Raw genomic sequence first — 22,091 nt, forward strand, 5'->3', positions numbered from 1 at the left:
GATATACCCAATTCGCAGATCCATAGGTTATTATCAAAAGCTTCTTTCCTCTACGCCAAAAACTCATCCAACCTATTGCCTTTGTGCCTAATTTTGGTGCATCCTTAATAATTCCTTAACGTAACTACCCTATAATTTCTTGATGTTAAATTGGAGTATAACCAATGCCATTTCCCAAACTCTCAGCAGTATTGAATAACTGTCCATTACATGCACTTACTCCTGAAATAAAATTGGAAGTTTTAAAATTTGGGGAAAATGGGCTCTATGACAATCAACATACAGCGGGTTATTCTATTTTAAAAGATAAATTCGCGGTGTTTTATGGATTCAATCCTGCTGAATTTACCTGGAGCACATTCGCCGGTATATTGAAGTGTTATAATGCATTTGATACGCAAATCATATTAGGCCCGGTATTACGTTCGTTTATGAAAGAACCCATGGCCCATGACGAACTTCTTCCCAGCCTGGCCGCAGCGAGTGACACGTCACCTGAACTGTATATCAACAGCATGACAGAAGTACAACCTGATACCAGTCGTTACGCCAGTTTGGCTCCTGACGAAGTATATCAATACGCCAGCAAAGAATTAGGTCTAAGTTTGATTTATCATCCTCAGGAAGGGGAGGCCACTCAATTGGAAGCCTCCAATGCACTGTCCACAGTTCATATTTTTCATCAAGGAGGAATTGATGGTGCGCAATTTGGTGGCCATTGGGAACGCACGGATAGAGGCTTGGAAAGTCTTGATATTCAAAACCAGGACGATACCCAACTCAATGAAATCATTCAACTTTTAGGTCAAAACATTGGAGTCAATCCTTTTGGCTTCGAATTATTAAAAAAGCATGTTCAGATTACTGCACGGACTCAGGAGAAGCACAATGAGTCAATACAATTTGAAACTGAATTTGCGGAACTAAATATCGCAGTGACTCAAATACTCAAATACCTTAATAACATTAATTCAGTTCCCAAAATTTATGCTATTCGATTATTGGGGAACGGTTTATCTGAAATTACCCGCCGATTCATTGAGGAATATGACTTTGTAGAAGTGGAACATAATCTGATATTTGAGCAATGGATAAGAGCTCTTGACGAATTTAAACCAACATTAAACGCAGAAGAACAACAATTAATCAATCGGCTTATGGCACCTGTGCCACAATCTTTTTTTCCTGTAAACGTTGAAGCTACACTGCCTAATGAGCAAGATCCAAATAGAGAATTAGCTGAAGCATTACAGGCTATTGAGCGTTTTGAGATGGAACAACGAGAAAAAAACCTTCTTGAAAGTGAGCAATTAGCTAGACGACTTCAGGATGAAGAACTTTTGGCACGCGACAAGGTAGAGCGAACTCTGCCTGCAAGCCAGCAATTAGAGCAAGATACTCAAAATGTTCATCCTGAAGACGAGATTTCAGATACCCGTGAGCAATTGGCACATATGCTGGCAACAGGGCAAATTGCACTCGGACAGGATGATGAAGAACAACGAACAAACAGTGATAAGCCTCTATCAATGAAAATACTGTTAGCGCAACAAGAGTTTCAAAAACATCTTGATTCGCTTAAAAACAAAATGGATGATCTTGCCACACGCCGAAATGAACACATTTCCAATCCTGAAAAATTTGACGCATTGGACAAAGCCTGGAACGCGGCAAATGACCTCCATATGAACATAGCAATAGCTGGAGACCTTTATTTTAGCGCCCCTAGCCCTCAAGCCTATAATAAATTTGAATCCACATGTAAAACACTTATAAATTCAGCACATAGCAAACTGGACAAGCACCGAGGATGGACAGAATTTTTAGTCAATTTTGCCTTGGGAATTTTAACTCTGGGAGTAGGACTGATCATAAAAGGGCTATTTAACCTGGCAACGAACAAGTCGTTCTTTTTTGTTCATAAGACGAAGTCCTCCGAATTATTGGATGACATCGAAAACGATGTTCATAATTCGGCGCCAGCTGCCTAATTAGCACCTTATCTCGTTATCAAACCTCTCAATCCGAGTACTCAACAGACGGTACTCGGGATTTTTCTTATTATTGTATTATAATTAGTACAAGGCTGACTGAGCATCACACGTCTTGATTAGGGGGCATTGCTTATGCGTATTTTTTTAAAAACCTTAATGGGACAATCCGTTGGCATCACCATTGAAAACAGCAGAACAGTGACCGGCCTGGATATAAAGAAATTAATCCAAAAGAAAAAAGGGTTTGATATTTCAGAACAAACCATTCTGATCGCAGGAAGGACATGGGATGATAACCAGCCCTACACAGAGTTCAGAAAACAAAGCCCGCATTTACCTGTTGAATTAAACCAGAATCATCTGAGACTGGTCATTACTCCTATTCCAGAACATTTACGCCCACTGGTTAAAATGAACTATCATGACCTAAAAGAACTTAACCCCAAATTAGCAACACAGATATCAAAAAATTCTCGGGCGATACGATATAAAGAAGAAATTCATATCAGTACCCAGACCTATTGGAATGACTTAAGCATCCATGAACGAGTTAAAATACTGAGCAACCAGGAGTATGCTGATCTGGTTCCGTTATTACCGAATAAAACACCACCCGTTCAAATCAACTCTGGAAACGGATAGGTACTAAAACACTACTTCCATTGTACCGTGTAGAAATAATGACTCCAGCGGACTTCAGCAATTGTACCTCTGGATATCGAAGTGACTCCCGCTGGAGTTCCAGTATAAATAACATCACCTGACTTCAAGGGAAAAAATTGACTTATATATACTAATAAATCTACTGGATGCATCATCATATCTGCACCCTTAGCACCTTGCCTGGGAGTACCGTCAATAATTAATTGAAATTCCGTATCCAGATAATCTTTAAATAATGAATAGGGAATCCATGGGCCAAGAATGGCGGCATCTTTAAATACTTTTGCTGTAGTCCAAGGATGGCCTTGTTTTTTTAATTCAGATTGACGCGTTCTTAAAGTCATATCCAGACCAAGCGTAATGCCTGAAATAGCATTTTTAGCTTCTTCAAACGTCATTTGATACCCATCTTGGGCAATGCGAAGCACGATTTCACATTCAGGCTGTACGGCGGTGTCTTCAGAAGGAAAATCAAGATGCAATTGCTCCTCCCAGCAGGAAGCTTGTTTAAGAACACTTGCTGGCTTCAGAAATAATACGGGTTTTTCTGGTACTGGATCTCCAAGCTCTTTAGCATGGTCAAGATAATTTTTTCCCACACAAACTATTTTATCAAAAGACATATAAATGAATCTCCTATGGAACAAGATAGTATCAAGCTAAGAGTGCGATAATTAGGTGCTTTATTGGTGATTAAGACTGCTCTCTTAGAATTAGAAAGAGCCATGATATGTGATTGGTGCCCGGGGCCGGAATCGAACCGGCATGGTGTTACCACCGAGGGATTTTAAGTCCCTTGCGTCTACCTGTTTCGCCACCTGGGCATTCTATGCATTGTGGAGGCTGAGGCCGGAATCGAACCGGCGTACACGGCTTTGCAGGCCGCTGCATGACCACTCTGCCACACAGCCCCATCAGTATCTCTATTGCTCTAAAAAAAAAGCGACTTTGTCGTCGCTTTAATTTGGAGCGGGAAACGAGACTCGAACTCGCGACCCCAACCTTGGCAAGGTTGTGCTCTACCAACTGAGCTATTCCCGCGTCTCTACGGGGAGTGATTTTACCGAATTTTCACACCCTGTCAACTACAAAATTAATTTTTTTTCATTAAGTCTGGCCATGCAATAGCCAAGTAAACAACCATAGACCAAATAGTCAAAATTGCAGACACATACAGCAGAATAAATCCGAGACTTCCCCACCAGGAATTAACAGGATTAAATGCCAGCAGCAAAATCAATGCGATCATTTGAAACATAGTTTTGACTTTACCTATATAACCCACTGTCACGCTTGCACGTCGTCCGATTTCAGCCATCCATTCTCTTAAGCCTGAAATAACGATCTCACGGCCAACAATGACTATGGCAGGAATAGTAATGTAATTGATGTCTTTCGCCCCCACTAACAACAGCAAACTGGTGGATACTAATAACTTGTCAGCAACAGGATCCAAAAAAGCACCAAACGGCGACATCATTTTCAATTTACGAGCCAGATATCCATCAAGCCAATCGGTGCACGATGCTGCAGCAAAAATTCCCGCGGCAACTGCATTGGCACATTTGAAAGGTAAATAAAATACAATAATAAATACCGGGACAAGTATTATGCGCAACAAAGTTAATAAATTAGGCAAACTGGTTAAAGTACTCATTTGGTTCCTACTCCCTATTCCATATTTGGCAACTTTAAATAGTCTGCCAAGAGCTTATAATCATCAAATACTGCCAAGGCGCCGGCCGTTTTAAGGGCGTCCTCCTGTTGATGGTAAAAATCCACCCCAATAGCAGCAACATTGATACTGGTTGCCATTTCCATGTCTATAGCGGAGTCGCCTATCATCAACGTTGTAGATGCATCTCTGCCAAACTCGTCCATAATTTCTTCTAACATTTGCGGACAAGGCTTGGCTGGAACCTGTCCTGCGGAACGTGTCACCTTAAAATAATCATCAAGTCCTGATGCTTGCAGTGCTCTGAGCAACGATTGATGACCTTTATTTGTTGCAATAGCGATGTCAACTTGTGCCTGCTTCAATTTCTGAATAAATTCCAGCGCTCCCGGAAGCAAACACACTTCCGTTGGCCGGGTAATCATGGCATGCTGTACCGCTTGAATCAGTTGTTCCTGTTGCTCGCTTGATAAATGTGGAAATAATTTTTTTAAGGCATTTGTTAAACCCAAATCCACATATTTTCTGGCCTGGTAGGGATCAATCTCTCCAAAACCAAGTATGTTGGCTTCATGAGCTACTGTGTGGAGTATCAGCCCCAAGGTATCTGAAACAGTACCTTCCCAGTCAAAAACGACCAATTGATATGGATTACTCATTGCTCACTAAGCTCCTTGCACGCAAATTTTTTAGTGTATTAGCAAACCGATCATCTACATTAGCCTGAAAAAGCTGCTTGGTACCATTCAAATTAAATTGAATGGATCGTGCATGTAAATAAAGACGATTGTGTTGATTATCTATTCCTTCGACCTCGCCTGCAAGTGATCCGTACTTTTCATCGCCTACAATAACATGTCCCAAATAAGCACTATGAACCCGAATCTGATGAGTACGTCCTGTTTTGGGGCTGGCTTCAACCCAACAGGCCTGTTTGTAATTTTCCAGTAATTTAAAATCCGTTTCAGAAGCCTTTCCATCATCTTTAACCAGAACCATCCTCTCACCCGATTTTAAGGTATTCTTTTCAAGTGCTGCATTTACAGTAATTTTCTTGCTCCCTTCCCAGGGGTGGGTTAACAAAGCCCAATAGGTTTTTTGGACTTCACGTGCTTCAAGCAACGCCTGAATGGATCGCAACGTACTTCTTTTTTTTGCCAGCAAAAGACAGCCTGAAGTTTCTTTGTCCAATCGATGGACTAACTCCAGATAGGGCAAATCGGGTCTGGTTTTTCGCAATGCTTCGATTACCCCAAGGCTCAACCCGCTTCCCCCATGCACAGCAATACCCGCTGGTTTATTAAGAACCAGAAGACATGGATCTTCAAAAATGATGCATTCATTGAGTCGTTGTGCCAGAGCATCGCCAACGAACACCTCTTTGGAGTCCGATGTTCGTATTGGAGGAATTCGTACGATATCTCCTGCATGCAATCGAGAACTGGCCTGAGATCTTTTTTTATTAATTCGAACTTCACCACCTCTGATAATTCGATAAATATGACTTTTCGGAACACCTTTTAAAATGCGAATTAAGTAATTATCTAAACGCTGCCCCTCTTCTTCATTGCCTATTTCTTTATAGCTAACTTCACTCATTGTCAATAAACCTGTTTGCTGGGCGTGAATTTTTTGATATGATTATATATCGCATGGGAACATTCCCTAGCGACCGAATTATAACGCATAAACAGAAAAAAAGTTTAATAGTCGATTAATAATCGACAAAGATTTGTAATTAACTCACTAAAATACATGTAATCACCTAAATTTTTTATCATCATAGCATAAAAAATCTACTGATTATTATTGTTTTAGCTAATTTGATAACAAATCCAACACACGAAGTATCGATCCAGATGAACTAAATGGCTTGAATTTTAATTGTAACTTAAACCAAAAGTCTTAAAATCAGGTTAATTTACTCATTGATGATGAGAAGATTGATGCTTAAGGAACAACAAGATGCGCTTCCATTTAAGTCGAAGATATAAGGAAGCGACCCAATACCAGAGCTAAATTGATTAATATTTCGACAGATACCTGCGCATGCCAGACATGCTTTATACCCAATACGAATTATTTCCGGGCTTCCTCACGCCTCATAAAAAGGCTTCTTTTTTCAACCCACTTAATAAGTAAACGGTATATTTCACAGTGTGCACCTTTGATTATCCAGGTAGCATGCGTACGGTCTGTCCACAAGGTCATGGGTCAGCTTAAAGATCATGCCATTGATTGTTCGAAAAGAGTGTTTTTATACGCTCCTATGGACTATTTGGCTAGGAACTGTTGTCAATTCAAAGGGATGGAGCCAGGATATTGATTTTCGAATCCCGCAGCATGACATGCAACAAAGCATGAGGCCTGCGGAACACTGAACATCAACATCATAGCCCATTCTGGAAGAAATGAAACCAGTTCGAAACAGAGCCTTACACTATCTCAACTTAAATGCCTGCGCCCTAAATATGGGGTTACAGATGGAAAAAATGCTAATCAACGCGATGCAAACTGAAGAGGTTCGTGTTGCACTTATAAAAAACAATCATTTATTTGACCTGGATATAGAATGTCCTGGCGAAGTAAAGAAAAAAGGGAATATATACAAAGCAATCGTCACAAGAAGAGAGCCAAGTCTCGATGCCGTGTTTGTCGAATACGGTTCAAAACGCCAGGGCTTTCTGCCTTTAAAAGAAATTGCACCTGAGTATTTGAGCAGAAACCCGGATGATTTTGGTGATGATAAACCACCCATTACCACATTAATTCGCGAAGGCCAGGAACTCCTGATTCAGGTGGATAAAGAAGAGCGAGGAAATAAGGGCGCCGCTCTTACTACATTCATCACTCTTGCCGGCTGTTATCTTGTTCTAATGCCCAACAATCCTCGTTCTGGTGGAATTTCAAGACGAATTGAAGGCGACGAACGCGACGAATTGCGTGAAACATTAAACGCTTTAACCCTTCCTGAAGATATGGGATTGATAATCCGTACAGCAGGCGTTGGCAAAAGCCAGGAAGAACTGCAAGACGATTTGAACATGCTCTGCAATCAATGGCAATCCATAAAGCAAGCTTATAATTCCGAGCTGGCTCCTTGCCTGATTCATCAGGAAGGTGACGTCATTATTCGTTCCATTCGCGATAACTTACGAAAATCAATCAGTGAAATCATCATTGATGATCAAATTTCCTATATCAAAGCAAAACAATACATTGAACGTGTAAAACCGGAATTCCTGCCCAATTTGAAACTCTATAACAGCAGCATTCCCTTGTTTAATTTTTATCAGATTGAAAGCCAGATTGAAACAGCATATCAACGTCAGGTAATGTTGCCTTCAGGCGGCGCCTTGGTCATTGACAGAACTGAAGCACTGGTTTCTATTGATATTAACTCTGCCAAGGCTACGGGCGGCTCAGATATTGAGGCAACAGCGCTAAACACAAACCTTGAAGCGGCAGATGAAATCGCTCGCCAATTACGTCTGCGTGATTTGGGTGGCCTGGTAGTTATTGATTTCATCGATATGAGTTCAAGCAAAAACCAGCGCGATGTTGAAAACCGTTTGAAAGAAGCACTACAAGCTGACAGAGCACGCATCCAGGTCGGTAGAATATCACGCTTTGGCCTGCTGGAAATGTCACGACAACGCTTGAGATTGTCTCTGGGAGAAACCGCTCAGGAAATTTGTCCGCGTTGTGAAGGCCGTGGTACTGTTCGAAATATTCAATCACACGGATTATCGATCACTCGCTTGATTGAAGAAGAAGCCTTAAAAGAAAAGACCGCTGAAATTCAAGTACAGCTCCCTGCTGAAATGGCTACCTTCATTATGAATGAGAAACGTGATTTCATCAGAGATATTGAAAAAAGACACAGCGTCAGCGTCGTGATTATTGCTAATCCCTACTTGCACTCCCCACAATATTCTATAACTCGCTTAAAAGAAGATAATGTGGGTAAGTCCAAGAAGCCAAGTTATACTCTAATCCAACAGCCTGAATTGCAAATTTCCAGTAGCGATAAAGAAGCCGCCGTTCATGATGAGCCAGCTGTTAAATCCTTTACTGAACATCAAACAAGAAAACACCCACAAAACAGTTTTATCAAACGTTTATGGACCAGCTTGTTTGGTGGACATACTGAGTCAGCTCCAACCACGTCTGATCAATCTAAAAAGACCCCTGGCCGTCACCACAATCAATCCCGACAAGTAGCCAAGGGACAAGGTGGCGAGCGTCGTCAACAAAATAATCCAAACCGCAGACGTCGTCCAGGTGGCAATCAGCAACAAAGAACCAATACTGCCAATCCAGGTGGAACGACCAATCCGAATCAGCAACGGAAGCGCACCAACCCGAATCAGCAATCTCAAGGAGGCCAACAAGGTAACCGAGGTGGTGCTGCAAAAAATGATGGAAACAAAAAACGTGAAGCAGTTTTAGCGAAAGAACCATCTGAAAAATAGTTATTTCAATAATGGGCATAAGAGCTGATACGCTCTTATGCCCTTTCCTGACCTGAATAATTTCTTACACCAAAAATTGATGCTTCATTGTAATGAGGTAGGTTCTATTCAATTTTTAAATTGCATCTAACCTTTCTAAATTATAGAAAATCTCATTGTACTCAGGATGGGCGCACAGCCAAAGTTGCTTGAGATAGAAGTTCTGCATCGTGGGGTGAGCAATACTTTGCATTGTGTTCAAACAAGGCAAGCCAGGTTGAGGGAGAGATCACTGAAAATAAAGTTCCATCACGTTGAAATCTGTCGTTGAATTTGCATAATGCATCATCTAATCCCAGTACCATTGGTATGGCAAAAGCTTCCCAATTCCAATAAATTTCGATAAATTCAGCGCTATTGGAATCTTCACATTCTACAAGTTGTGTTTTTTTAGAATTGTGTTTAAAAAATCTTGGCATAATACAATCAATGTTGATATGAAATTAATCTAATTTATCATATAGCCCATTATAACTCCATAAAACTGATCAAAAAAGACACATGCAATAAAGTTCATTCTTCAGGAGGCCAACGCTTATTTTGCAGTTTACTAAAGACTCTGTAGCTGGTTTATATTTTTCTAATAGGCCTATTACTAAGGAATCCAGGGACTAGAGGAGAACCGGGTTTTAGAAGATGTTTGGTAGATTCAGAGCTTGAGTCAGGCCACAAGTAGTGAGGGCCATTGTCAATAAGCCCTCACCATAAACTAATGAGTACTTACCGTGGGCGGTGTATATTCCACCGTATCAATACCCTGTTGTTGTTTGTGCGAAAACATACCTTGTCCATGAGATCGCCGCCCTTTTGGCTTTTTAGGTTCAACGTTCTCAACATCCGGTTGAACTCCAATTTGCTCTAGGCGTGAAATATGACCTTCCTGCACAGCTAATAATTGATTGTATTGTTGTTGTGTATCACTTAATTTCCCCGTCAGCTCAGCAAGTTTTGTCTCAGCGTCACAGATTCGATTTGCAATATTATGGAAACCTTCCTTCCTGCCCGAAAGGAATTCATCCAATTGTTTCTGAAAATGAGCTCTCTTTTCTTCATCTTGAACCAGAGTACCTGCCATAGTTTCTACTGCTCCCTGAAGAGTTGTAGACACGAGAGTAGCCTGTTGAATTTGTTTGTCCATGGCATTTTTAACTGCCTGTAACTCGGCAATTTTATCGTTCAATTGCTGCTCATTTTTCTTGTAATCTTCTTTCACTTGATCGAGTAACTCCTGATTTTTAGCCAATAATTCCGTTTGCACTTCAACACTGCTTTTTAGTTTTTCAGCAGATTGCTCAAGGTCATTGCGAGTTTCGCGCAACAAACTCTGAGTTTTTACAAATAATTCCACCTGAGCGGTTAAAGAGGTGACTTCAGATTTTAAATCACTCACACTGTCAGCAAGTTTCGCATTCTCAACGATGAATTTTTCAATTTCGACTTTTAAAGAAACAACAATTTGTTCCAGAGCATTAATCGTAATTTGCAACAAATCTGCCAAACTGAATATGCCTTCTTTTAATTTTCTTGCAATATCTTCTGTGTGGACGTGATGATCATCGAGAATCATACCGCTGGCAGTGTAAGCCAGTCCATTCACTGCACCTATAACCATTAATACACCAACATGAGCGAATAGCCCAGCAGCTAAAACAGGGCCGGAAACAATAACTCCCCCAAGAATTTTTTGCCAAAGTGGTAACTCACCCCAATATTTGGAAGCCTGATTGATTATACTTGGATTGCTGGCCATGGTATCAATAATAGAACTTAGGGTCTGTTTTACTTTTAACAGGTCATTTTTAGCGGCAGTGATCTTTTGCAAGCTTTCAATTTCAATTTTTGGCGTTTCAAGACTTGTCAGATCGTCGAGGGTTTCAGGAAGATCTGTAGTAGGTTGCAGAGGATGTGATTCAGTAGGTTCCGGTTCAGAATTAATGGGTTTAGTGACTACTTTGCTGTCTTGTGCCTGAAGCTCTTTATCTTGATCACCCATGATTGCGCTCCTTACAATTAAAAACCATCCTTAGATGTCCATTTTTAATCAAAAATTACTAATAAGACAAGAGTTATCTAATATATTTTTAGATTTTAAATAAATAATAAGAGTAAAATTAAACAAAATCAGTGAAGTACCCAACATTTTGGGTACTTCTCTTAATCATTTATTTCTTAGTTGACTTGAGTCAGACGCTGCATCAGCCGATTGACTCAGAACCTTTGGTTGAGCAAACGAAGAGGCACTCATTCCAGCACTATCTGATCCCTTCCTTGAATAGGGACATAACGTTTTGAGTACCTCAGGAGCGTACTGGCCTAATACATCCTTATTCATGGCCTGAGGATCTCCTAACATATTTTGACCTATCATCATATTGATTTGATGTTTTCTTAAAAAATCAATTAAAGATTCTTTGCTGACTGTCGCAATCTGTTCAGGCAACATTTCTACACAAATGATGTGGGAGCTTCCTTTTTCTGCATTCTCAAATCCATGTCGTTGATACAAATCGAGAAAATATTGCTTCTCTATTAAATCTTCTCTAGGTCCATGAGAACTCACAATAAGCACACGACTGGAATCAAGCTGAATTTTATATCTGGAAATCCATTGATCAATGGTCTGATGTATTCCGCTTAATTGCAAACGTGTGGCACTACCAGCATATGTTTCATTGATTGATTCCATTTCCTTAAGATACTGAACGTGAATCAATTGAATCTCTGTCAAACTTTTAGCATTCATCAGGTGATCACTGTACAGTATTATTCTGTGAATTACCTCAGATTCAGGAGCAATGCGTTCGTGACTTACTTGTTTTAACTCCTTAAGCCTGTTCTTGATATTCTGTATGTCTTCTTCATGATGTATCTGAAATTGCTGATCATTAATAATGGACTGAACAATCAAATGCAACCAAACACTGCAATGAGAGATGGATTTAATTAAATTATACTGTAATTCAAGAGCAGGAGTTCGTTCGGACTCAATTTCATAAAGTCGGTTATTAAACTGTTTACTCCACAGAGATAAACGGCCATTAAGATAAATGATCACATGCTCAATGCCAGTTAAAGGCTCTTGCCTGGCATAACGGCTATGACTTTCAAGAAATTGATGTTTAATGAGTTCAGAAAGATCTGTAATGGATTGTTCAGATGATTTGGAATGGAAAAATCTTAAGCTGGGATTATAACTGGTGCGACTGGATTCTAAAAAGATACCCCCGTTCCTGAGTCGATCTGATACTGCTCTTCAAAAGCCTTCGGGCTGCGACGCGTGTCAACATATGCATTCCCCTATATTAATTAACAATAAAAAAAATACTGCAATTCATCATACAAGGTTCATGAAACGCATGTCAACAAATTGTCCATGATGATCATTATATCTCTTATCAAACGAATTCAATTCACGCTTAAGCAACAAAAAAGATAAACATGGGAAAATAATGTCTATTGTTATGAAAATTGATACAATCCGCAGATTATATTTTTAAACAAAGAAACAGTAGATGCTCTTGAAGACAGAGCACTGCTGAAACTCATTTCAAGATAGGAAGTTGCTTTTTATGACCTTTACCATTGGCCAACGCTGGATAAGTAATACTGAATCACAACTCGGTTTGGGAATTATCACTGAATTACAAGGCAGGAATGTAAGCATTAGCTTTCCCGCTGCAGAAGAAGACCGAATTTATGCTATAGACAACGCTCCTCTTAGCCGGATCATTTATAAGATTGGTGAGGAAATCAGCACTAATGATGGTAGAACATTACAAGTTACCGAACTTCATGATCTGAAAGGACTTATTATTTATACAGCACAGGACGCAGATGGAAATGAACATCAGATTAATGAACTGGCTCTAAATTGTTTTATCACATTGAGCACGCCCCAACAAAGGCTATTTAGTGGCTTGCTGGATAAACTTAACGCATTCAAATTAAGAATAGACACCCTAAATCATACCAGCCGATTGCAACAATCCAGGGTAAGAGGTCTCCTGGGATCCCGAACCAATCATCTGCCCCATCAAGTATTCATAGCCAGTGAAGTCGCGCAACGCTATGCGCCCCGCGTTCTGCTTGCAGACGAAGTGGGACTTGGTAAAACCATTGAAGCAGGCATGATTTTGCACTATCAACTGCACACTGGACGAGCCAGTCGGGTACTCATCATAGTACCAGACTCCCTTATCCACCAGTGGTTGGTTGAGATGATTCGACGATTTAATCTTTATTTCTCAATCTTTGATAAAAATCGTTTTGAATTAATGAATAATGATGAAGAAAATGAAGATTTAGACTGTTGTGATCCAAAGTCTGATAGTAATTTTTTTGAAATGGAACAACTGATTCTGTGCAGTCTGGATTTCCTCATGAGTAATGAAGAGGCACGAAAACAGGCCTTGGAAGCACAATGGGATCTTTTAATAGTAGATGAAGCACATCATTTGCTTTGGTCAGAAGAATCGCCAAGTCCAGAATACCAATTCATTGAACAATTATCCGCTAAAAGCAAAGGGTTGCTCTTACTGACTGCAACACCCGAACAAGTTGGTATTCAAAGCCACTTCGCTCGGCTTCGTCTTCTCGATCCATCCCGCTTTTATGATCTCAATCTGTTTAAACAAGAGGAAGAAGGCTACCAGAAAGTCAATTCTTTAGTTCAGAATTTAATCGCTTACAAAGAAAAGGAACAAACTGATGAACTCAATAGCAATTTAAAATCCCAATTAATAGAATATCTTGGTAACGATCTCAGTACGAGTATTAGCACTAACATCAGGAATTTATTAGACCGACATGGCACTGGGAGAGTCTTGTTTCGCAATACACGCGCGGCGATTAAAGGCTTTCCAGAACGAAATGTAAACAGTTATCCTCTACCCAATCCACCCCTTTATGCCGCATTGAATGCCATTGAAAACACCATTAATTTGTACCCGGAGACCCGATTGGGTAATGATATCTGGGTCTTGAGTGATCCCCGTGTTCAGTGGCTTGCTTCCAAAATTAATGAACTGCATCCTCAAAAAGTACTGGTTATTTGTGCCAAAGCAAAAACAGCCCTGGCTCTGGAACAGTATTTAAAAATAAATGCAGGAATACGCACTACAGCATTTCATGAGGGTTTAACCATCATTGAGCGCGATCGCGCAGCAGCTTATTTCGCTGAACAAGAACAAGGTGCTCAAACCTTGATTTGCTCTGAAATTGGCAGTGAAGGCAGAAACTTTCAATTTGCTCATCATCTTGTTCTGTTTGATTTGCCTCTGAATCCTGATTTACTGGAACAACGTATCGGGCGATTGGACCGCATCGGACAAAAAAATACCATTGAAATTCATGTTCCTTATCTGCTTAATACAGCTCAAGAAGTCCTGTTTCGTTGGTTTCATGAAGGGATCAATTTATTGAAACAAAGTTCCTCTGTAGGGTTCTCAATTTATGAGCAATTTCAAGACCAACTGATGCCAATTCTTCAAGCCAACAACATTCATTCAGATCCCGAACCTCTGAATCGACTTATTGATGAAACAAAAAAATACACTGAGCAAATAAATAAAATGGTTCATGAGGGTCGCGACCGCTTGTTGGAATTGAACTCATGCAATCCTGTTGTCGCTCAAGAGATTATTGCTGAGATAGAGGCTGAAGAAAGCAGTATCGAACTGGAAAACTATATGGCCAAGGTTTTTCATGAATTTGGTATCGATCATGAATATCATTCTGAGCTTGCCGAAATCCTGAGACCTACAGATCACATGAAAACAACTCACTTTCCAGGCTTAAAAGAGGATGGAGTTACGGTGACTTATTCCAGAAGCAAAGCCCTGATTAGAGAAGATATGGAGTTTTTGAGTTGGGAACACCCGATGGTTCATGAGTCTATGGAGATGATACTGAACTCAGAAATAGGGAATGCAACCCTGACCACCATATCGGTGAAAAGCATTGCCCCAGGAACCTTATTCCTGGAAACATTCTACACAATTAATTGTGCTGCACCCAAGCATCTTCAACTGGATAGATTCTTACCCTTTATCCCTATTCGAATTCTAATGGATCTGTCAGGAAAAAATCTAAGCAAAATATTAGACTTCAATCAACTTAATGCAATGTGTGAGCCAGTTAAACGCCATTTGGGTTACCCCATCATAAAACAAGTCACTGGAGATATTGAAATCATTTTAAAAAATTGTAATCGAATTGCCGAGCAACACATGTTGGATGTTATTGAACAAGCAAAAATCCGCATGATTCAATCCATAAGTGACGAAGTCAGTCGGCTTGAATCCTTACAAAAAATTAATCCCACTATCAGAAATGAAGAAATTGAATACTTTAAACAACAAATCGTTGAGTGCGAGCACTATATTAATTCAGCCGCATTAAATCTCCAGGCACTGAGGGTGGTAATAAATAAATAAGCGAATCACTCATATCGTACTAACATTCGTTCCAGCTCCTTTAGTGAAGAAACCTCGAAATGAGGAGTTATTCCTTCTGGAGCTGCTTTGTTCTGAGTATTAAGCCAACAGGTATGAAGTCCGGCATTTAACCCTCCAAGAATATCTGAATCTGGATTATCTCCCACCATCAATACCTGGTCTCGAGAGGGGTTACCCATTCTGTAAAGTGTATGCTCAAAAATTTGGGGATGAGGCTTTGCGTGCCCCACTTCTTCTGAAATCACTATCAATTCAAAGTGATCTTTAAAACCGGTTCGGTCTAAACGAGCTTGTTGTAATTCTGTAAATCCATTGGTTATGATGCCTAATTGATACTGGCCTTTAACCGCATTCAACAAACTTACAGCACCGTCAAGAGGGGTACAAATTTCAGCCATTACAGCCATATAAGTACTGTTTAAATGCTGAGCACTAACCTCCAATTTATCCGCCCAAGGTGCAAAACGTCTATGTTGCAGTTGTTGGGCATTAATGGCGCCATTTTGATAATCTACCCATAATGGTTTATTAATCCGCTCATATTCCTCATAATCCTGCCGAGTAAAGGTCATACCAAACCCTGAAAACATGAGTCCTAATCCTCTAAATGCATCAAAATGAAACAAGGTTTCATCTGCATCAAATAATATCCAGGAATAATCGCCCAATCTCTTCTCCTCCAGAATGTTTTTATGATCCATGATATGTATGTAACTACTGCTAAATGAATAAAAATAAAACGAATTATAGGGTGAAGTTCATAAAATAGATACAACTTACAACTAACATGTTAAAATAATACGCACCAAGACCATTAATAGTATTAAAATGCACATAACCTACCATACATCAGATGGTTATTCCTACCATATTGGTATCCAAAAAGATTGGAACGAAGCGACTTTTTATTATCCTGCTGTAACGATTTCAACAGATCAGAAGAATATCCAACTTTATCCTGCTGTACCTGACTACGACCATATAGACAGCTTACTTAAGCTGGGCTTGTTCAAACCTAAAACACCCGAACAAAGTCACGCGTTATTCAAACATAATCTGAAGCAGTATACTCACTCTAAAGAAGCAAAAAGATTAATAGAAACAAATCCCAACTTGGTCCCACGTCTTGATCAAATGGCCAAAGAAATTGCCTACATGAGTGACAACGGTATCGCGTTTAAATAAACTTCTTTTAATTTTTGTGTATTCAGTGATGCCATATAGCGCTTCAATCTGTAGCTACAGGATTAACACCGATATTAGGATTGACCCCACAATCATCAAGAATCTTTAATAAATTATTGCCCTTACGGGTCAAACGTTTGATGCAATATTCATCCAGATAACTCTTTAGAACATAGTAATAGTCTGGCAAGGTTAATATATTCAGTATTTTCTCAGCCCTGTCCAAATGCTGCTTGTTTTTATGATCGCAGGCTTGAAAAAGAACGCCTCCTAACATGGCAGCAATGCTCGCCTTTCGCTCCGGGCTGGCTATATAAAAGCGTTGGATGCATTCATCCAGGGCTCGGTCTTTATCCCACTCAACCCATTCATCATATAAAAACATCGATATTTCAGGGTTAAATGCTTCTGCTGTCCTCAATTCCTGCATTGCATAAGCCACAGGCACTACCGCCTGGACGTTGGCCCAGGAGCAATTACCGCTTATTTGAGCACTGACCGGCATCTGAGCTATAGGCAATAAACCCAGTTGTTGATTAATTACATGATGAAAATAACGTCTGTTTTGTTTTTTATATAAAAAATCCTGAATAAAATGAACGGTAAATGCCTCTGGTCTTGTTATTCTGTAAATATTGACGCTTCCCTCTTTTAGACTGTTTTCGCCTCTGTCTATCTTGGCCCACCATTGGTGAAAACGCACAAAACAAAGCGCATGCCCTCTGCTTGCTGCGGGAAGAATTAACATGGGTGATTTTAATAATTCATTGATTCGCTTCAAATGCGCATCAGTGAGTCTGGGTTGATGTTGAAACTGCAACAGTTCTCCTGCATCACTAAAAGCATCCATAATCTTGTGAATAGAGGAAAAATGATCGCGTAAGTGCCGCGTAGAATAACTGCTAATAAATCGACGTAACGAATCTTTCACCACCGCCACAGTAAATTCAAGAATAAACCCCTCATAATCCAGCTCTATGAATTCACCTTTGGCATTAACAATGTCAACATCGCCCTGTAATTCAAATCGATGCCCCAGTAATTTGGCATGAATAAAATCAAGAGCAAAATCCAGTTTGGCACCATGGTGGTATAACAATTGTTTTAAGGGATCCTGCCCCCGAAGCACGGGATAAACCAATACTGAAAGGCCATTTCGAGTATAAGCATTCGGATCGGCACCATAGTGTAATAACAATCGAGCCATTTCCAGATCATTATTATCTATGGCCCAATGCAAAGGGGTACGACCAGTGACATCGGGCTTGTTGACATCCACTTTTCGAGCGATTAACTGCTCAGCAATTTTGGTTTGACGGGTAATGGCACATTCTATCAATGGGGTAAACCCGTACTCATCAATATCATCCAAAGATTCGCCTTCCCGAAGATACGCTTCAAACTCAGGCATACGATGACTGATTATATCGTTCGCAATAGTCATTTAGGGCCCCCGTGGGGTTGGAGCGGTTGTGAATTTAGGCATATTACCCAAACGCAATTGTTTTTCTTGCTCCTGTTCTCTTTTTTCATTATCAAATTCACGACGAGCCTCGGTATTTAAAGGCGGCTCAGGGTTGAGATTAGGATCAATACCATCAAATCGCTGACTATCCAATACTGGATGTTGCAAAATACTGTTCTGTAATTCACCCTCAGGGCCGGGCTGAGGTTCAACATCAGAATGTTCGCGAGCTTTAACCGGGGCAATTTGCCGCTCACCCTGCTGTTCAGCAAGTCGTCTTTTTCGCTCCATAGCCTTGGTTTCTGCTACCAAAAAAGAGCCATCTCCGCCCGCTTTGGGTAAGCGTCTGGGTAACTCGGCTTTCTTTTTAAGGAGAACATAAACAGCCCCAGAGCCACCATCTTTAGGCTTTGCGCTGTGAAACGCCATCACTTCGTTAATCTGGGGTAACCAACGATTGATCAGATTTTTTAATAACGGAGGAGCCTTTTTAGGACTGTCAGTACCATGTATTATAAGAACACAATGTTTGCGATTTTGTAGCTGAGTCCGAATAAATTGTGTTAAAGCTTCGCGGGCGGCTTCTGTTTTTAACCCACGCAAATCAAGTTGTGCCTCCCAATGCATTGTTCCATTTTTTAACTCGCGGACACGTTGCTCAGAAACACCGGATGTTACATAAGATAAAATGGTATCTGAAAAAACTGCGTCTTCGATATCATCAGATAAATAATATTCATCAGCCATTTTTTTTCAAAATCTAAATAGTTATGATCAAAGTATAACTTAGGTTAGAAAAAGTAGTGCTTTTTTTCTCTCATTGTATTCAAGATAATTGCCCTGTTGGCATTTATACCATAATTTTCAATACGCTCTAATGATTTATCGGATCAACCTGTGCTGCTTCAATCAATCCCAAAAAATCATCACCCCGAACTCAATAGAGGGTCTCCAGATTCAGGCAAAGCACAACCCTAAGAAGAGCCCTTATTAAATTCGGGATGAGGTATCCCGGCATTACTGAGCTGTTATATGAGCTCAGCCTAAATACCTACACATATTCTCTTTGCAGAATTTCTGCAATTTGCACTGCATTGGTTGCTGCACCTTTTCGAATATTATCCGCAACCACCCATAAATTTAATCCGCAGGGGTGGGATATATCTTGCCGTATACGGCCAACAAAGACCTCATCATGACCCACAGCATTTTTTATCACTGTTGGGTAACTGACTTTAGCTGGGTTATCAACAACTTTAATTCCGGGGGCTTTGGAAAGAAGGGTACGCGCCTGATCAGCAGTCATTGGTTTTTTTAACTCCACATGAATTGCTTCAGAATGTCCGTACAATACGGGAACCCTGACCGCGGTAGGATTGACCATAATACTCTCATCTTCCAGTATCTTGCGGGTTTCCCAAACCATTTTCATTTCTTCGCGGGTATACCCATTATCTTCAAACTGATCGATATGAGGAAGAGCATTAAATGCAATCTGCTCAGAATAAACAGAACATTTTGCAGGTCGGCCATTTAAAAGATCACCTACCTGCGCAACCAGTTCTGAAATAGCTTTCTTTCCAGTACCCGATACGGATTGATAAGTTGCTACATTAATTCGGGTAATCCCCGCCTCATCATATAAAGGTTTCAGGGCAACAACCATCTGAATGGTAGAACAATTGGGGTTAGCAATAATGCCTCTCTTGGTGTACTCAGCAATACGATGAGCATTCACTTCAGGAACTACCAGCGGAATATCCTCTTCATAACGAAAGCAAGATGTGTTATCAACAACGATACAACCGGCCGCAACCGCCTTGGGAGCATACTCTTTAGAAACAGAGCCTCCTGCAGAAAAAAGGGCGATATCCGCTTTACTAAAATCAAATTCGGCTAAATCAAGCACGTCCAATTGCTGATTTTTAAAAGTAACCGTTTTACCAACTGAGCGAGAACTGGCCAAAGGATAAAGAGTCTTTATTGGAAATTTTCTTTCTTCCAATACGGTTAAAAAAGTTTCTCCCACAGCACCTGTGGCGCCTACTATGGCTATATTTAATTGTCTGCTCATTATTATTGCCTCTTTATTTCATGAACTGTTGTAAAAATAAATTCTCTGTTGCTGGTACTCAAACTGAGCGCTTTAACTTAGGTACATTGAGCTTTATGTCGTAAATAATGATCCATCAGCACTAATGCCATCATGGCCTCAGCGATCGGCACTGCTCTTATACCCACACAAGGATCATGCCTGCCTTTTGTTACAACACTAACTTCCTCACCCAATAAATTAACCGTCTTGCCAGGGGTAGTAATACTGGAGGTTGGCTTTAACGCCATACTGACCTCAAGGATCTGCCCCGTAGAAATCCCTCCCAAAATCCCACCGGCATGGTTACTCAAAAATCCTTGTTGCGACATTTGATCCCGATGTGCACTCCCCAGCTGTTCTACTGCTGCAAAACCGGCACCAATTTCCACACCTTTGACTGCATTTATCGACATCATGGCATAAGCCAAAGTTGCATCCAACTTGTCAAAAACAGGATCTCCAAGGCCAACTGGAACTCCTCTGGCGATTACATTGACTCGCGCGCCAACAGAATCCCCCTGCCGGCGCAGTTTCTCAATATACTCCGACAGTTCTTGAATTTGCCGATTATTAGGACAGAAAAAAGGATTGTTGTTGATTTCAGTTTCATCTTCAAAAGACAAAACCAAATCACCCATTTGTTGCAGATAGCCTACAATCTCCAAATTTAAAGTCCGGTGTAAATACAATCGGGCAATAGCGCCAGCTGCAACCCGGGCCGCAGTTTCCCGAGCAGAAGAACGACCTCCACCACGATAGTCGCGATGACCGTATTTATGCTGATAGGTATAATCCGCGTGACCTGGACGAAATAAATCTTTTATCTCATCATAATCACTCGAACGCTGATCCGTGTTTTGAATCAGCAAAGCAATGGGAACACCTGTGGTTATCCCTTCAAATACCCCGGAAAGAATCTGTACCTTATCGTCTTCACGTCGTTGTGTCGTGTATTTGGATTGACCCGGTTTGCGCTTATCCAAAAAAGGTTGAATATCCTCTTCAGTAAGTGGCATGCCTGGAGGACAACCATCAACAACACAACCGATAGCAGGTCCATGACTCTCGCCAAAGGTTGTCACTGAAAATAATGTACCAAAAGTATTACCAGACATGCGGTACTCACTTAGTTAAAAAATTCATCCAACTGCTGTTTTGTTAGTAAAAATACTCCCTGACCACCATGACTCATTTCAAGCCAGGTGAATGGGACTTCAGGATAGACTTCGCACAGTAACTCTTCGCTATTCCCAACTTCGACGACCAGTATTCCATGATCACTTAAATAAGCATGGGCGCTTTTGAGAATTTTTTCAACAATGGCCAGGCCATTATTACTGGTTTCCAAAGCCAATACGGGTTCATGTCGGTATTCATCGGGTAAAGTCTGCATTTCTTCCTTACCCACATAAGGAGGATTGCTTACAATCAAATCGTATTGAATTTCAGGAACCCTGGCAAAGCAATCAGACTCTATCAAAGTCAATTGATCTTCCACTTCAAGCCGTTCACGATTGATAGTAGCGACAGCAAGCGCCTCCGAGGAAATATCGACTGCATCGACCAGAGCATCAGGAAAGGCATAACAACAAGCGATTGCAATACAGCCACTGCCAGTGCATAAATCCAGAATGTGATGAACTTCATCTGCCTCTATCCAGGGCGAAAACTGGTTATTAATCAATTCAGCTATAGGCGAGCGCGGAATAAGAACTCGCTCATCGACATAAAAGGGCATATCACAAAAATAGGCTTCCTTAATCAGGTAAGGCACAGGAACTCGTTGATTAATACGCTTATCCAGCTGTTGGCACAAGTGTTTTTTCTCAGTAGTTGTTAATCGTGCATTAAGCAAGATGGGATCACTATCGTAAGGCAGTGACAAACTTCTTAAAATGAGAGATCGCATATCATCCCAGGCGTTATCAGTTCCATGGCCATAATACAAGTTCGCGTCAATGGCACATGACAGACTAAAACGTAAAAAATCAAGAATACTGACCAACTCTTGTGTTTCTTTTATGATGTAACTACTCATTAGTGCT

General features: G+C 40.6%; 18 protein-coding genes and 3 tRNA genes. 5 read left to right on the plus strand and 16 right to left on the minus strand.

From position 1 onward, the window contains the following. Positions 1 to 164 precede the first annotated feature (164 nt). On the plus strand, positions 165 to 1,991 hold the full coding sequence (locus G543_RS0112410; RefSeq protein ID WP_028384811.1) for a hypothetical protein: 1,827 nt from the start codon (positions 165 to 167) through the stop codon (positions 1,989 to 1,991). 135 nt (positions 1,992 to 2,126) lie between these two features. Beyond that, entirely contained in the window at positions 2,127 to 2,636 is a 510-nt protein-coding gene (locus tag G543_RS0112415; protein WP_028384812.1) for a ubiquitin-like protein, read from the plus strand. An 11-nt stretch (positions 2,637 to 2,647) separates the two neighbouring features. Here the strand turns inward: G543_RS0112415 and G543_RS17870 are convergent, their stop codons facing one another. From G543_RS17870 to G543_RS0112450, 7 genes are all read right to left on the minus strand, one after another. Further along, the gene (locus G543_RS17870; RefSeq protein WP_051190694.1) at positions 2,648 to 3,280 is read right to left on the minus strand and encodes a fumarylacetoacetate hydrolase family protein; all 633 of its coding nucleotides are present in this window, start codon (positions 3,278 to 3,280) and stop codon (positions 2,648 to 2,650) included. A gap of 114 nt (positions 3,281 to 3,394) precedes the next feature. Then, a tRNA-Leu gene (locus G543_RS0112425) sits at positions 3,395 to 3,481 on the minus strand. Between the two features lie 13 nt (positions 3,482 to 3,494). Continuing rightward, a tRNA-Cys gene (locus G543_RS0112430) sits at positions 3,495 to 3,568 on the minus strand. Between the two features lie 54 nt (positions 3,569 to 3,622). Continuing rightward, a tRNA-Gly gene (locus G543_RS0112435) sits at positions 3,623 to 3,698 on the minus strand. A gap of 52 nt (positions 3,699 to 3,750) precedes the next feature. Further along, entirely contained in the window at positions 3,751 to 4,314 is a 564-nt protein-coding gene (gene pgsA, locus G543_RS0112440) for a CDP-diacylglycerol--glycerol-3-phosphate 3-phosphatidyltransferase (protein ID WP_028384813.1), read from the minus strand. A 14-nt stretch (positions 4,315 to 4,328) separates the two neighbouring features. After that, positions 4,329 to 4,991: an HAD family hydrolase gene (locus G543_RS0112445; RefSeq protein WP_028384814.1), complete on the minus strand. Its 663-nt coding sequence runs from the start codon at positions 4,989 to 4,991 to the stop codon at positions 4,329 to 4,331. Continuing rightward, the gene (locus G543_RS0112450; protein ID WP_028384815.1) at positions 4,984 to 5,931 is read right to left on the minus strand and encodes an RluA family pseudouridine synthase; all 948 of its coding nucleotides are present in this window, start codon (positions 5,929 to 5,931) and stop codon (positions 4,984 to 4,986) included. The genes G543_RS0112445 and G543_RS0112450 overlap by 8 nt, the downstream gene beginning before the upstream one ends. Before the next feature lie 884 nt (positions 5,932 to 6,815). On the opposite strand from G543_RS0112450, the gene G543_RS17875 reads away from it, so the two are divergent. Continuing rightward, complete coding sequence (locus tag G543_RS17875; RefSeq protein ID WP_081675676.1) at positions 6,816 to 8,807, plus strand: Rne/Rng family ribonuclease; 1,992 nt, start codon at positions 6,816 to 6,818, stop codon at positions 8,805 to 8,807. 161 nt (positions 8,808 to 8,968) lie between these two features. Here G543_RS17875 and G543_RS0112460 read toward each other — a convergent pair whose 3' ends face one another. The 3 genes from G543_RS0112460 to G543_RS0112470 form a co-directional block, all read right to left on the minus strand. Then, positions 8,969 to 9,265 (minus strand): hypothetical protein, encoded by a 297-nt coding sequence (locus tag G543_RS0112460; RefSeq protein ID WP_028384816.1) that lies wholly within the window; start codon positions 9,263 to 9,265, stop codon positions 8,969 to 8,971. Positions 9,266 to 9,555: 290 nt separating this feature from the next. Then, the gene (locus G543_RS17880) at positions 9,556 to 10,839 is read right to left on the minus strand and encodes a LegC2/C7 family Dot/Icm T4SS effector (RefSeq protein ID WP_051190696.1); all 1,284 of its coding nucleotides are present in this window, start codon (positions 10,837 to 10,839) and stop codon (positions 9,556 to 9,558) included. 165 nt (positions 10,840 to 11,004) lie between these two features. Continuing rightward, positions 11,005 to 11,901, minus strand: a complete 897-nt coding sequence (locus G543_RS0112470) for a hypothetical protein (protein WP_028384817.1) — start codon at positions 11,899 to 11,901, stop codon at positions 11,005 to 11,007. A 514-nt stretch (positions 11,902 to 12,415) separates the two neighbouring features. Between G543_RS0112470 and rapA the strand changes: the two genes are divergently transcribed. Further along, a complete protein-coding gene (gene rapA, locus G543_RS0112475) occupies positions 12,416 to 15,280 on the plus strand; it encodes an RNA polymerase-associated protein RapA (protein ID WP_028384818.1) in 2,865 nt (954 codons plus the stop codon). A gap of 5 nt (positions 15,281 to 15,285) precedes the next feature. On the opposite strand, the gene yjjG is transcribed toward rapA, so the two are convergent. Further along, on the minus strand, positions 15,286 to 16,002 hold the full coding sequence (yjjG, locus tag G543_RS0112480; protein WP_035922231.1) for a pyrimidine 5'-nucleotidase: 717 nt from the start codon (positions 16,000 to 16,002) through the stop codon (positions 15,286 to 15,288). A 127-nt stretch (positions 16,003 to 16,129) separates the two neighbouring features. Between yjjG and G543_RS0112485 the strand changes: the two genes are divergently transcribed. After that, positions 16,130 to 16,486, plus strand: coding sequence for a hypothetical protein (locus tag G543_RS0112485; protein ID WP_028384820.1), 357 nt, complete (start codon positions 16,130 to 16,132; stop codon positions 16,484 to 16,486). Positions 16,487 to 16,529: 43 nt separating this feature from the next. On the opposite strand, the gene ankH is transcribed toward G543_RS0112485, so the two are convergent. The 5 genes from ankH to prmB all read right to left on the minus strand — a co-directional run bounded on the left by ankH (position 16,530) and on the right by prmB (position 22,084). Further along, a complete protein-coding gene (gene ankH, locus G543_RS0112490) occupies positions 16,530 to 17,930 on the minus strand; it encodes a Dot/Icm T4SS effector AnkH/LegA3 (RefSeq protein WP_028384821.1) in 1,401 nt (466 codons plus the stop codon). Then, entirely contained in the window at positions 17,931 to 18,698 is a 768-nt protein-coding gene (locus tag G543_RS0112495) for a Smr/MutS family protein (protein ID WP_028384822.1), read from the minus strand. 304 nt (positions 18,699 to 19,002) lie between these two features. Further along, on the minus strand, positions 19,003 to 20,025 hold the full coding sequence (locus tag G543_RS0112500) for an aspartate-semialdehyde dehydrogenase (RefSeq protein WP_028384823.1): 1,023 nt from the start codon (positions 20,023 to 20,025) through the stop codon (positions 19,003 to 19,005). Between the two features lie 77 nt (positions 20,026 to 20,102). Then, on the minus strand, positions 20,103 to 21,161 hold the full coding sequence (gene aroC, locus G543_RS0112505; protein ID WP_028384824.1) for a chorismate synthase: 1,059 nt from the start codon (positions 21,159 to 21,161) through the stop codon (positions 20,103 to 20,105). A gap of 11 nt (positions 21,162 to 21,172) precedes the next feature. Then, positions 21,173 to 22,084, minus strand: coding sequence for a 50S ribosomal protein L3 N(5)-glutamine methyltransferase (prmB, locus tag G543_RS0112510; protein ID WP_035922233.1), 912 nt, complete (start codon positions 22,082 to 22,084; stop codon positions 21,173 to 21,175). Positions 22,085 to 22,091 lie beyond the last annotated feature (7 nt).

It is taken from the genome of Legionella moravica DSM 19234, from assembly GCF_000423305.1.
Lineage (GTDB): Bacteria > Pseudomonadota > Gammaproteobacteria > Legionellales > Legionellaceae > Legionella > Legionella moravica.